Origin of the sequence: Microbacterium sp. ACRRU (assembly GCF_022346945.1) — a bacterium.
Lineage (GTDB): Bacteria > Actinomycetota > Actinomycetes > Actinomycetales > Microbacteriaceae > Microbacterium > Microbacterium mcarthurae.
Genome location: NZ_JAKRNI010000027.1, coordinates 1 through 12,931, shown reverse-complemented (window position 1 = coordinate 12,931; position 12,931 = coordinate 1). Strand labels below are relative to the sequence as shown.

At 69.5% G+C, this 12,931-nt stretch carries 11 protein-coding genes; 4 read left to right on the top strand and 7 right to left on the bottom strand.

Translation table 11 applies throughout. From position 1 onward, the window contains the following. Window positions 1-59: 59 nt before the first annotated feature. The gene (gene sfnG / locus MHY30_RS11785) at window positions 60-1,193 is read right to left on the bottom strand and encodes a dimethylsulfone monooxygenase SfnG (RefSeq protein ID WP_239277115.1); all 1,134 of its coding nucleotides are present in this window, start codon (window positions 1,191-1,193) and stop codon (window positions 60-62) included. A gap of 123 nt (window positions 1,194-1,316) precedes the next feature. On the opposite strand from sfnG, the gene MHY30_RS11780 reads away from it, so the two are divergent. After that, the gene (locus tag MHY30_RS11780; RefSeq protein ID WP_239277114.1) at window positions 1,317-2,378 is read left to right on the top strand and encodes an LLM class flavin-dependent oxidoreductase; all 1,062 of its coding nucleotides are present in this window, start codon (window positions 1,317-1,319) and stop codon (window positions 2,376-2,378) included. A gap of 363 nt (window positions 2,379-2,741) precedes the next feature. On the opposite strand, the gene MHY30_RS11775 is transcribed toward MHY30_RS11780, so the two are convergent. Beyond that, complete coding sequence (locus MHY30_RS11775) at window positions 2,742-3,683, bottom strand: RimK family alpha-L-glutamate ligase (protein WP_239277113.1); 942 nt, start codon at window positions 3,681-3,683, stop codon at window positions 2,742-2,744. Between the two features lie 140 nt (window positions 3,684-3,823). On the opposite strand from MHY30_RS11775, the gene MHY30_RS11770 reads away from it, so the two are divergent. Together MHY30_RS11770 and MHY30_RS11765 are read left to right on the top strand one after the other, a co-directional pair. Beyond that, a complete protein-coding gene (locus tag MHY30_RS11770; protein ID WP_239277112.1) occupies window positions 3,824-4,654 on the top strand; it encodes a bifunctional 2-polyprenyl-6-hydroxyphenol methylase/3-demethylubiquinol 3-O-methyltransferase UbiG in 831 nt (276 codons plus the stop codon). Between the two features lie 155 nt (window positions 4,655-4,809). Further along, window positions 4,810-5,331, top strand: a complete 522-nt coding sequence (locus MHY30_RS11765; RefSeq protein ID WP_239277111.1) for a hypothetical protein — start codon at window positions 4,810-4,812, stop codon at window positions 5,329-5,331. A 194-nt stretch (window positions 5,332-5,525) separates the two neighbouring features. Here the strand turns inward: MHY30_RS11765 and MHY30_RS11760 are convergent, their stop codons facing one another. The 4 genes from MHY30_RS11760 to MHY30_RS11745 form a co-directional block, all read right to left on the bottom strand. Then, window positions 5,526-5,909 (bottom strand): DUF779 domain-containing protein, encoded by a 384-nt coding sequence (locus MHY30_RS11760; protein WP_239277110.1) that lies wholly within the window; start codon window positions 5,907-5,909, stop codon window positions 5,526-5,528. A gap of 98 nt (window positions 5,910-6,007) precedes the next feature. Beyond that, complete coding sequence (locus MHY30_RS11755; RefSeq protein WP_239277109.1) at window positions 6,008-7,558, bottom strand: aldehyde dehydrogenase family protein; 1,551 nt, start codon at window positions 7,556-7,558, stop codon at window positions 6,008-6,010. 339 nt (window positions 7,559-7,897) lie between these two features. Next, the gene (locus MHY30_RS11750; RefSeq protein WP_239277108.1) at window positions 7,898-8,422 is read right to left on the bottom strand and encodes a hypothetical protein; all 525 of its coding nucleotides are present in this window, start codon (window positions 8,420-8,422) and stop codon (window positions 7,898-7,900) included. A 28-nt stretch (window positions 8,423-8,450) separates the two neighbouring features. Further along, window positions 8,451-9,758 carry a GAF domain-containing protein gene (locus MHY30_RS11745; protein ID WP_239277107.1) on the bottom strand — a complete coding sequence of 436 codons (1,308 nt, stop codon included), beginning with the start codon at window positions 9,756-9,758 and terminating at the stop codon, window positions 8,451-8,453. A gap of 332 nt (window positions 9,759-10,090) precedes the next feature. On the opposite strand from MHY30_RS11745, the gene MHY30_RS11740 reads away from it, so the two are divergent. Continuing rightward, a complete protein-coding gene (locus MHY30_RS11740) occupies window positions 10,091-11,125 on the top strand; it encodes an NAD(P)-dependent alcohol dehydrogenase (protein WP_239277106.1) in 1,035 nt (344 codons plus the stop codon). A 210-nt stretch (window positions 11,126-11,335) separates the two neighbouring features. On the opposite strand, the gene MHY30_RS11735 is transcribed toward MHY30_RS11740, so the two are convergent. Next, entirely contained in the window at window positions 11,336-12,763 is a 1,428-nt protein-coding gene (locus MHY30_RS11735; RefSeq protein ID WP_239277105.1) for a CCA tRNA nucleotidyltransferase, read from the bottom strand. Window positions 12,764-12,931 lie beyond the last annotated feature (168 nt).

Here is a 12,931-nt window from a genome sequence, read left to right as displayed (position 1 = left end):
TCCAAGACACGCGGACGGGCGCTGGCGGCATCCGCGTGTCTTGGACACGCGACGGGGGGTCAGCGCCGCGCGACGTCGATCGGGTCGCCGGTGCGCGCGAGGTCGGCCTCGAGTTCGCGCACGATCGGGATGACCGTCTCGCCGAACCGCTCGAGCTCCTCCTGAAAGTGCAGGAACCCAAGGAGGAACAGGTCGACGCCGCGCTTCTTGTACTCGATGATCCGCTCGGCGATCTGCTGCGCATCGCCGAAGAGCTGCGTGCGGAACCCGTCGTTGTACTGAACGAGGTCTTCGACCGAGGAGTCGGCCCACATGCCCTTCTTGTCCTTCGTGGCGTTGCCGGCCTCCTGCACGCTCTTACGGAAGCCCTCGACGGCGCCGTCATCGGCGTGCGCGATGATCTCGCGGAGCTGCTGCTCGGCCTCGGCGCGGCTGTCGCGCTGGATGACGAAGCCGTTGAGACCGAACCGCGTGCGGCGCCCGTGCTCGGCCGCGATCCGCGTGACGTCGTCGTACTGCTCGGTGAAGCCGTCGAAGTCCTTGCCGTTGGAGAAGTACCAGTCGGCGAAAGCGCCCCCGTTGAACCGCGCCGCGGTGGAATTCCCGCCCTGGAAGATGTCGGGGTGTGCGCGGCCCGGCACCTCGTACGGGAACGGGCGCAGCGTGAAGTCGGTGATGTCGTAGTACTTGCCGTGGAACGAGAACTTCTCCTGCGTCCACAGGCCGCGCAGCACCTGGATGAACTCCGCCGCGCGCTCGTACCGTTCGTCGTGTTCGAGCCACTCGAGGCCCAGGTCGGTGTACTCGTCCTTGAACCAGCCGCTGACGACGTTCACCGCGGCGCGCCCGTGCGAGAACTGGTCGGCGGTGTTGATGAACTTCGCGAGGACCGCGGGATGCCAGATCCCGGGGTGGATCGCCGCGATGACCTTCAGCTTCTCGGTGGCCAGCAGCAGCGCGAGGCTGATGGAGGTGGACTCGTGCTGCTGAGCGGCGCCGTAGCTCGAGGCGTATCGCACCTGGCTCAGCGCGTACTCGAAGCCGACGCGCTCGGCGGTCCGCGCGAGCTCGACGTTGTACTCGAGGCTCCAGTCCGTGCGCTGCCTGATCGAACTGATCACCAGACCGCCGCTGACGTTCGGCACCCAGTAGGCGAACTTCAGGGGCTCGTGCGTGGGGGCGATGTCGTTCATGGGGACTCCTCGCTGATCGGTTCCGAACCACCGTCGCACCGGTCACGCGGGCGGTCAACGCCGTGTGACGGCCCGTGTCGTTGCATGACGACACGCTTCTTCCACCCGGGGAGGATGGATGCCATGACCTCCCCCCAGCGCGTCCGTTTCGGTTACTGGACCCCGATCTTCGGCGGGTGGCTCCGCAACGTCGACGACGAGCACACGCCGGTGTCGTTCGCGCACATCGCCGAGATCGCCCGCGCCGCCGAGGAGGGCGGCTTCGACCTGACGCTCATTCCCGAGCTGAACCTCAACGACATCAAGGGCGTCGAGGCGCCGTCGCTCGACGCGTGGGCCGTGACCGCCGGGCTCGCTGCCGTCACATCCAAGCTCGAGCTGCTCGCGGCCGTCCGGCCCGGCTTCCACAACCCGTTCCACACGGCGAAGCAGGCGGCGACGATCGACGAGATCAGCGGCGGCCGCTTCACCCTCAACGTGGTGTCCGCGTGGTGGGCCGAAGAGGCGAAGCAGTACGACGGCCTTTTCAGCGCGCACGACGACCGGTATGCCCGCACGATCGAGTGGGTCGAGGTGCTCCGAGGGCTGTGGACGCAGACGCCGTTCGCGTACGAGGGGGAGTACTACCGCACCGAGGGCACGTACCTCGAGCCGAAGCCGCGCGTGATCCCGCGCCTGTACGCCGGGGGAGAGAGCGAAGCGGGCCGGACGGCGATCACGCGCTTCGCCGACGCGTACCTCACGCACGGCGGCACGCTCGACGAACTCGAGGTGAAGGTGGCCGACATGCGGCGGCGCCGGGCGGAAGCGGGGGCAGAGCCGTTCGAGGCGTTCGGTATGGCCGCGTATGCGATCGTCCGCGACACCGAGGAAGAGGCACAGGCCGAGATCGACCGCATCACCGACGTGCGCGGGGGAGCGGCCTACGGCTCGTACCAGGACTTCGTCAGCAAGTCGAAGCTCGACACCCCGGTCGACCTCAAGGAGTACTCGGTCTCGAACCGGGGCCTACGCCCAAACCTCGTCGGCACGCCCGACCAGGTGGCCGAGCGCATCGTGGCGTTCGCGAACGTCGGCGTCTCGACGCTGCTGCTGCAGTTCTCGCCGCACCTGCCCGAGCTGCAGCGCTTCGCCGCCGAGGTCATCCCGCGCGTGCGGCGTCTGGAGGCGTTGCGCGACGCGTGAGGTCGGAGTTGAGTGTCCAAGACACGCGGACCGACCGCCGTGGCATCCGCGTGTCTTGGACACTCAACGCAGAGACCGGAACGCCGCCAGGAAGGGCAGCATCATCGCCCGCCGTTCAGTGTCCAGAACACGCGGGTGTCGGGCCTCGGTATCCGCGTGTCTTGGACACTCAAGAGGGGCGCGACGCCACGCGTCAGCGCGCTGACGCGACGCCCCCACACCACCCGCGCTTCAGTGTCCACAACACGCGGGTCGGATGCCACGGCATCCGCGTGTCCTGGACACCCAAACGCCGAACACGACGCCACGCCCGGACAGCGCCCGCCCGACGCCCCGAGCGGAGCCCGACGCCCCTGCCCCGCCTCAGCGCGCGAGAACCGGAGCGTCCTGCTCGAGCAGCGCGCCGAGCCAGCGCGCGATCTGGCGCGGACCGGAACGGGGAGCGGATGCCTCGACCTCGGGGTTGTAGTTCGTGTTGGTGTTCACGTCGTAGGTGACGGTGCGGCCGTCGAGCGTTTCGATGAACTCGATGCCGGCGACGCCGATGCCCTCGGCGGCAAGGAAGGCCAGGTATCGGTCGATGAGCGCAGGGTCGACGTCGTCGCGCAGGCGGAACATCGGCTCGGGCTCGACGCCGTCGGCTCCAGGGATCGCGCACGCTTCGGCCGGGCACAGCTCGAAGCTGCCCGCGCTCGTGTCGACCCGCACGGCGTAGACGAACTCACCGCCGACGAACTCGGCGCGCGTCACGAACGGCGCGCGCGCCACGAGCAGCTCCTGCAGCAGGGTGATGCCGTCGGGCGACGGCTCGAAGTCGGGGCCGCCGACCCACGCCGCGAACTCGGCGTGCGAGTCCCACCGGCGTACGCCCAGACCCTTGCCGCCCTGGTTGTGCTTGCTGATGAACGGCGCCCCGAACTCTTCCGCCTTCGCCGCGAGCTGGGCGGTGCCGAAGACCGCCGTCGTGCGTGGCACCTCGATGCCCGCGTGACGCAGGGCGGCGTGCTGCGCCACCTTACTCACCTCGAGCTCGAGCACGTCGGCACCGTTGACCACCGTGCGGCCCCATGATGTGAGCCAGCGCAGGACAGCGCGGCCGTACTCTTTGCTTGCCGCGTGGTCGCGCGTGTGCGCCGACGCGCTGAGCCGCGACCAGAACACGCCCTCGGGCGGCTCGACCGAGAGGTCGATGGACCCGTCGGTCAGCAGCCATTCCTCCAACCGAACACCTTCCGCCTCGAACGCCGCCTGGAACGGCGGAAGCCACTGGGGGTTCTCATGGATCACGTACACACTGCCCGACATGCTCTCCACGCTAACCCGGACCCCCGACACCGGGAGGGGCCGGCGTCACGGGCCGTCACGGCCTTCCGCGGGGTGCAGGCCCGGGGGAGTGGCATCCGGGTCTGTATCGTGGCAAGGCTGTACGACCGGAGAGGGATGCCATGACCACCGAGTACATCGAGGCCAACCGCGCCAACTGGGACGAGCGCGCCACCCTGCACGCCGCCCGTGACGGATCGGGCTACGGCGTGCTGCGCTACGTCGATGACCGGGAGGCCCTGTCGGACGTCGTACGGTTCGACCAGCCGCTGCTCGGCGACCTGACCGGGAAGCGTGCGGTTCATCTGCAATGTCACATCGGCACCGACACCCTGTCACTCTCACGCCTGGGTGCCCGCGTGACGGGCCTCGACTTCTCGGAGAACGCCGTCGCCGAGGCGCGCAGGCTCGTCGCCGAGACCGGAGACGACGTGGATTTCGTCCAATCGGACGTTTCTCGCGCGACCGAGGTGCTGCCGGCGGGGGAGTTCGACCTCGTCTACACCGGGATCGGGGCGCTGTGCTGGCTCCCGTCAGTCACCGAGTGGGCGGGCGTCGTGGCTGATCTGCTCGCCCCGGGCGGAACGCTGCACATCCGCGAAGGGCACCCGATCCTGTGGTCCATGAACGAGACGCTGCCGGGACTGACCCTCGCGTTCCCCTACTTCGAGCAGCCCGCACCGCTGGAGTGGGATGACGACAGCACCTACGTCGAGGTGTCGGCTCCGCTGCAGTCCACGCGCACGTACGAGTGGAACCGCGGCCTGGGCGAGATCGTGACGGCGCTGCTCGACCGCGGACTTCGGCTCGACGCTCTCATCGAGCACGACAGCGTGCCCTGGGAGGCGCTCCCCGGTCGCATGACCCTGCGCCCCGACGGCGAATACGCCCTCACCGAGCAGCCGTCGGTCATGCCGCTGAGCTACACGATCCGCGCCTCGAAGCCGGTGTGACCAGCAAAAACCTCGGCCGAACGCTGCCAAAGACCGGCCCCGCAGTCAAGTCCCCCCCGCTCTCAGAGCCGGGGGGGTGACTCTGCCACCCGCGACCTGCACGGTGGAACGCGAGAAGCGGCGCAATCGTGCCGTGTGAGACGAGGGGCGCAGGGATGACATCGACCAGAACACCCACCATCGCGGGCGTGCTCATCCTCGCGGCCCTAGGTCTCGCGGGCTGCTCGGGCGAGACGCCGGCGCCGAACACTCCGGCTCCGACAGTTTCGACCGCCTCGGCGACACCCACGTCCGACGCGCAGAGCGACGAGGCTTCGCTCCCTCTCCCGGTCGATGAGATCAGCGATTGGGCGGAGACGGCCGTGCCGCCGTCCGAAGGCACCGCGCTGACCGGTCGACTCGCCGGCTGGCTGAGCCAGAACACGTCGCCCCATCAACGCAACTCGTTCGAAACCCTGCCCGCCGGGACGTATCAGGCACAGCTGGCCTGCCGGGGGAGCGGCACGATCACGCTGTCCGCCGGAGAACTCGACGACGATTCTGCGACCGCCACCACCACATGCACCAACTCGACGATCGCCTTCGACGTGTCGATCGCGGGCACGGGGATGACGATCGACCTCGACCTCGACGGTGACCCCACGATCTACGCCATCTCGCTCATCAAGATGGCCTGATCTATCACGACCCCGACGAACGTCGTCCTCCTAAGGATCCCGCCGCGCGCGCAGCGCGCGCGTCCGGGCCAGCATCAGGGCATGGCCGCATCGATCACCGCCCCACCGCGATCGACGGGCGGGACTTCGTCATTCGTTGCTTCTCTCCGCGCGACCGAAAGTCGCGAGATCAGAGATCACGAGAATCGGGGCACCTAAACTGCCACCCCGAACGCCACCGCCTCCTCCTCGGTCAGCATCCGCGACCGGACGAGGAACCGCATCCCGGTCGGCCCCTCGACTGAGAACCCCGCGCCGCGGCCCGGCACGACGTCGATCGTGAGGTGCGTGAACTTCCAGTATTCGAACTGCGACTCCGACATGTAGACCTCGATCGGGTCGTCGAGGCCGACGTCGATCGAGCCGAGGTGCACGTCGCTGGGGCCGGTGAGGAACATCCCCACCGGGTAACACATGGGGGAGCTGCCGTCGCAGCAGCCGCCCGACTGGTGGAACATCAGCGGGCCGTGCTTCGCCGTCAGGTCGCGCAGCAGCGCGGCCGCGGCATCCGTCACGTCCACGCGTGAGAGGTCTGGCATACGTTCTTCTCCTTCGAATCCGAAAACGGGTGTGACCCCCGGAGAGCATCCGGGGGTCACGAGGGCCGGGGTCGCCGCCACGACCCCGGCTCCGCGGATCAGAAGAAGCCCATCGCGCCTTCGGCGTACGACACGAGCAGGTTCTTCGTCTGCTGGTAGTGGTCGAGCATCTTGAGGTGGTTCTCGCGACCGATGCCCGACTGCTTGTACCCGCCGAACGCGGCGTGCGCCGGGTACTGGTGGTAGGTGTTGGTCCAGACGCGTCCGGCCTCGATGGCGCGACCGGCACGGTACGCGGTGTCGCCGTTGCGGCTCCACACGCCGGCGCCGAGGCCGTAGAGCGTGTCGTTCGCGATCGAGATCGCGTCGTCGAAGGTGTCGAACGACGTGACCGAGAGCACCGGGCCGAAGATCTCCTCCTGGAAGATCCGCATGTCGTTCGTGCCCTCGAACACCGTCGGCTGCACGTAGTAGCCGCCCGACAGCTCGCCGCCGAGGTCGACCCGCTCACCGCCGGTGAGCAGCTTCGCGCCGCCGGCCTTGCCGATCTCGATGTACGACAGGATCTTTTCCAGCTGGTCGTTCGAGGCCTGCGCGCCGATCATCGTCTCGGGGTCGAGCGGGTTGCCCTGCTTCACCTTGCCGACGCGGGCGAGCCCATCACCCAGGAACTGGTCGTAGATCGACCGCTGGATCAGCGCCCGCGAGGGGCACGTGCACACCTCGCCCTGGTTGAGGGCGAAGAGCGTGAAGCCCTCGAGCGCCTTGTCGTAGTAGGCGTCGTCGGTCGCGCGAGCCACGTCCTCGAAGAAGAGGTTAGGGCTCTTGCCCCCGAGCTCGAGCGTCACCGGGATGAGGTTCTGCGACGCGTACTGCATGATCAGGCGACCCGTCGTGGTCTCACCCGTGAAGGCGACCTTGCGGATTCGCTTGTGCTGCGCGAGCGGTGCCCCCGCCTCGATGCCGAAGCCGTTGACGATGTTCACCACACCGGCCGGCAGCAGGTCACCGATGATGTCGAACAGGAAGAGAAGGGATGCCGGGGTCTGCTCCGCCGGCTTGATCACGACGCAATTGCCGGCGGCGAGTGCCGGAGCGAGCTTCCACGCGGCCATGAGGATCGGGAAGTTCCACGGGATGATCTGGCCGACGACACCGAGCGGCTCATTGAAGTGGTACGCGACGGTGTTCTCGTCGAGCTGGCTGAGCGAGCCCTCCTGCGCCCGGAGCACCCCGGCGAAGTAGCGGAAGTGGTCGACGGTCAGCGGAATGTCGGCGGCGAGCGTTTCACGCACCGGCTTGCCGTTCTCCCACGTCTCGGCGACGGCGATGGACTCGAGGTTCTGCTCGATGCGATCGGCGATCTTGTTCAGGATGACGCTGCGCTCGGCGGGCGTGGTCTTCTTCCAGGATGCGAACGCCTTCCACGCGGCATCCACCGCCCGATCGATGTCGGCGGCGTCGCCGCGCGCGACCTCGCAGAACGGTTTTCCGGTGACGGGGGTGATGTCTTCGAAGTACTCGCCGCTGTGCGGCTCGACCCACTCACCGCCGATGTAATGCCCATACCGTTCGCGGTACTGGGCGACGGCCCCGCGCTGTCCGGGGGCGGCGTAGACGCTGGAAACGCCTTCTTCGACGATGGTCATGCGTGTCTCCTTCGACGGTCATGAACGCCGCGACGGCCTTTGGGGCGGCGATGCGCCGACGGTACGCCGGGGGAGGTTGCATCCGGTTGCATGGGGTGTGGGGCGCGGTCGGTGCTTGAGATCACCCGGTTTGTACGAGATGACCCCCGATTCCGCTCAACGACGGGTCATGTCGGCAAACGGGTGTGATCTCGACGGGCCACGGCCCCGGCGCGGCCGCGCCACGTGCGTGGGGCCCCAGAACGACGAATGCCACGACCCTCAGGCCGCGGCATCCGTTCGAGACGGTCGCGCAACACGGGATGCCACGGCGCCGAGGCCATGGCATCCCCGCACCCCCTACGCGTCGGCGTCGGCCAGCACCGATCGCAGCGGCGGGACGTTGACCTCGTGCAGGTCGACGTCGTCGAGGCGCTCGATGCTCACCACGCGCGGGGCAATCGTGCGGTCGTCGGCGACGATCCAGCTGCCGACGAGGAGGAAGCGGTCGTTGCCGGCGGTGATGGGCCCGGTGACGGCAAAGGTCTGGTGCGTCGGCGTGACGAACGTGACGCGCACAGGCGTGCCGTGGGGGAGGGTCGAGGGGTCGACCACGTCGGCCGAGAGGGCGGGAGTCGGGGCGGGGATGCCGAGGTCGATGCGCTGGATCTCGGCGCTGGTCGCGAGAATCACATCGCCGACGAGCGGCTGCCCGCCCACGCCGATGCGCACCGTTCCCTCGATCGCGTACAGGCCGTAGCGCGGCGACCGGACGAGCACGCGGGCGATGTCGCCCGCCTTCACCTCGGCGACGGCCTCACGGATACGCCCCACATCGCGTCGGGCGCGAGCTGCCGAGAAGATGTCGAGCGTCTGTTCGTCCATGGATTCAGCGTAACGAGGGCCTCCGACATCAGTCCTGTTCGAGGCGCTCGATCCGCGCGACGAGCCCGGCGCGTTTGGGTGAGCGCGGCGGCAGCATCTCGAGGCACAGCCGCAGGAGTTCAGCGTCGTCACGCGCTTCGGCCGTGTCGGCGTACGCCAGCAAGACGTCGACGCCGGCCTCTTCGACAAGGGCTTCGCGCAACGCCTGCCGCACCGACTCACGCACTTCGACCACCCCCGGCGCCACCGAGTCCGGAAGCACCGGCCCGCGGTACGCGGCGAGCGCGACGCGGTGCGCCCCGCGGTCGAGCAGCGACAGCACCTGCTGGGCGTCGGTCTCGAGCCCGTCGGGCAGTCGGTACGGACGGGATGCCGGCACGAGCCCGGGTGCGAGGGGCTCGAGCACCTTCCGCAGCCGCACCATCTCCGGGCGCAGCGTCTCGGTGGCGGGGTGGCCGTACACGGCCTCGCTGAGCGCCTCGGCCGACATTCCCTCCCGGTGCACGGCGAGCAAAAGCAGGATCTCGGCATGGCGGGCGCCGAGCTCGACCACCGTCTCACCCGCTTCGCCCGTCACTTCGAGAAGGGCCCGGTCGCGACCGAGGATCCGCAGCACGGCGCGCGTACCGGGGGAGCGCTTCGGTCGACGCGGCGGCGGATTCTGCCGCGCGCGGAGGCGCCCCACCAGGATCTCGCTCTCGATCGCCCGGGCCGTGGCATCCACGAGCAATTGCGCCTGCGGGGTCACGGCCTCGGGGCCTCCCGTGACGTCGATCACGCCGAGCAGACGTCGCGTCTCGGGATCGTGCACCGGGGCCGCGGTGCACGACCACGGCTGCACGAGCCGGTTGAAGTGCTCCGCGCCGCGGATCTGCACCGACCGGTCCAGCGCGATGGCCGTTCCCGGGGCGGAGGTGCCCACGGCATCCTCCGCCCAGTTCGCCCCCGCGACGAAACCCATGTCGCCCGTGAGCGTGCGGATGTGGCGGTCGCCCTCGACCCACAGCAGCCGCCCGGCTGCATCGCCCACGGCGACGACGACACCGGAATCCTCGGCCGAACCGGGCAGCAGCAAGGCGCGCACCATGTCCATGACGCTCGCGAGCGGGTGCGCGCGGCGGTACGCCTCGAGCTCTTCCGAGGCGAGGTCGAGCGAGGGCAGCCCTTCGGGTCCGACGAGGGATGCCAACGACCGCCGCCACGATTCCTGCACGAGCGGACGCACGTCACTGAGCCGGCGATCCTCATTGCCCGCGAGGAGTTCGTCGTGCGCGCGCGCGATGAGCAACCCCGAGTTCTCGGGGGAGACGGCGGGTCGCGACCACGGTGAAGACACGAAACTCCCATCGGCGGTGACGGAGGTGGGTCCAGTGTAGGTGCGCGGCGGGCAGGGCGGCACAGGTTCGGCCGCGGCTTCTCGGCGGGCGGTCTCGAGCGTCGGGGCCCTCTCGGTGCACCGGGGCGGTTTTCGGACGCCCCAGTGCACGTTTCGTGCCCCGGTACACCCGGGACGACTTGACCGGGCGGCGCTCGCGGCATCCCCACATCCATGCGCCCGCGGTGATGAGACCCGTTCTCAAAGCGCCGGAAATGCCGTCAACCCCCGCCTGCGACGCGGGAGCTCGGAGGCACGGTGGAAGCACCCACCCACCGACAGAAAGGGATGCCATGAAGGCTGTTCAGTACCGCGAGATCGGCAAGGGACCCGAGGTTGTCGAGATCGAAGAACCCCATCCCGGCCCCGGCCAGGTACGTCTGAAGGTGACCGCGGCGGGCCTGTGCCACTCGGACTGGTTCGTCATGGACCTCCCGGAGGAGCAGTACACGTACGGCCTGCCCCTGACCCTCGGACATGAGGGCGCCGGCGTCGTCGACGAGCTCGGCGAAGGAGTCGAGGGCGTCGAGATCGGTGCCCCGTACGCCATCTACGGCCCGTGGGGCTGCGGCCGCTGCCACGCGTGCGCGAAGGGTGCGGAGAACTACTGCCCCCATGCCGCCGAGATGGGCATCACCCCTCCCGGTCTCGGCAGCCCGGGCGCGATGGCCGAGTACGTCATCGTCGACGACCCTCGCCACCTCGTTCCGCTCCGCGACCTCGACCCGGTCGAGACGGTGTCGCTGACGGATGCCGGACTCACGCCGTACCACGCGATCGTCTCGGCGAAGGAGAAGCTGTACCCCGGTGCGACGGCTGTCGTGATCGGCGTCGGCGGACTGGGACACGTCGGCGTGCAGATCCTGCGGGCCATCTCGCAGGTCACGGTCATCGCGGTCGACCTCGGCGAGGACAAGCTCGCCCTCGCCCGCGAGGTCGGTGCTCACCACACGGTGACCTCCGACGAGCACGCCGCTGAGCGCATCCGTGAGCTGACGAACGGTCTCGGGGCGGCGGCGGTGTTCGACTTCGTCGGCGTGCAGCCCACGATCGACCTGGCCCGGGAGGTCGCCGCGATCGACAGCTTCATCCATATCGTCGGAATCGGTGGTGGCATCCTTCCCGCCGGCTTCTTCTCCACGCCAATGGGTGCCGCCGTCCGTGCGCCCTACTGGGGCACGCGCAGCGAGCTCATCGAGGTGCTCGACCTCGCCCGCAGCGGCGCCGTCGGTGTGCACGTCGAGCGCTACGGCTTCGACTCCGCCGTCGAGGCGTACCAGCGCCTCCACCACGGCGAGGTGCGCGGGCGCGCGGTCATCGTTCCGTAAGCGGGGCGTGCGCGCCGGGGCGTTCGGGGCTCGATCCGTGCGGCGGGGCGCACAATGACCGCCCCATTGGCCGGTTCGCGCCCCACCAGCGCCCAGGACGTCGAGGCCGGACCTCGCCTGTTCGGGGCGCGATGCGTGCACGGGGGCGATCAACATCCGCCCCGGTGCACGTTCCGGGCCCCGGAGGAGTCGCGCGCGGGCGCGGCAGCGTCAGCTGCGCGCGGCCCACCATTCCCGCAGGCGCTTCTCGGCCTCGGCCTCGCCGAGCATGCCCTCGTCGAGGCGCAGGTCGAGCAGGAAGCGGTACGCCTCACCGACCTCACGCCCGGGCTTCAGCCCCAGCAGCGCCTGGATCTGGTTGCCGTCGAGCTCGGGGCGGATCGCGTCGATCTCCTCCTGCTCGCGCAGCGCGACGATCCGGGCCTCGATGTCGTCGTAGGCGGATGCCAGGCGCTGGGCCTTGCGCTTGTTTCGGGTGGTCACGTCGGCACGGGTGAGGATGTGGAGACGTTCGAGCTCGTCACCGGCGTCGCGGACGTAGCGGCGGACGGCGGCATCCGTCCACGCCCCTTCGGCGTAGCCGAAGAACCGCAGGTGCAGCTCGACGAGCCGCGACACGACGGTCGTGGTCGCGGCGTCGAACCGCAGCGCCTGCAGGCGTTTACGCGCCATGCGGGCGCCCTTGACGTCGTGGTGGTGGAAGGTCACGCCCCCGCCCGGCTCCAGGCGACGGGTGGCGGGCTTGCCGATGTCGTGCAGCAGCGCGGCCAGACGCAGCGGCACGTCGGGCGCCGCCCCCGGGTGCCGCTGCTTCTCGAGCGCGATGGCTTGGCGCAGCACCGTGAGCGAGTGCTCGTAGACGTCCTTGTGGTGGTGGTGCTCGTCGACCTCGAGCCGCAGAGCGGGGATCTCGGGCAGGAACTCGTCGATCAGCCCGGTCTCGACGAGAACGCGGATGCCGCGCACCGGGTCGTCGGTCTGCAGCAGCCGCACGAGCTCGGCCTGCACGCGCTCGGGGCTCACGATCTCGAGCGTGCCGCGGAGTTCGGCGATGGCATCCACGGTGTCGGGGTTGACCGCAAAATCGAGCTGCGACGAGAACCGGGCGGCGCGGAGCATGCGCAGGGGGTCGTCGCCGAAGCTCACCGCCGGGTCGATCGGGGTGCGCAGGCGCTGCGCCAGGAGATCTTCGACCCCTCCTGTGGGGTCGACGAGCGTGCGCGCGGGGACGCGGAGCGCCATGGCGTTGACGGTGAAGTCGCGGCGGCTGAGGTCGGCCTCGAGGGTGTCGCCGAACTCGACCGTGGGCTTGCGGGTCACTCCGTCGTAGCTGTCGGCGCGGTAGGTCGTGATCTCGACCTGCTCGCCCTGCACTCTGGCGCCGATGGTGCCGAAGGCGCGACCGACATCCCACTGCACGGAGGAGACGGGCTTGACCAGCGCCAGGATCTCGTCGGGGCGTGCGTCAGTGGTGAAGTCGAAGTCGTGGGTGGTGCGTCCGAGCAGCGCGTCGCGCACCGGACCCCCGACGATCGCGAGGTCGCGCCCGGCATCGGCGAACACGCGAGCCAGAGTCGCCACGACGGGATGCTCGGCGAGCTCGCCGAGGCGCGCGACACCGTCGGCCATGTTCAGCATGCCTCCGAGCCTAACCGGGGCGACCTCGCCCGCGCGGCGAGGTGTCTCCCCCGGCATCCCCCCGGTTCAGTGTCCAGAACACGCGGAGCGTGCGCCGCTGCATCCGCGTGTCTTGGACACTCAACCCCCGGACGCCCCGCGCCCCCACGCGCGCCCGCGGTCCCGGCG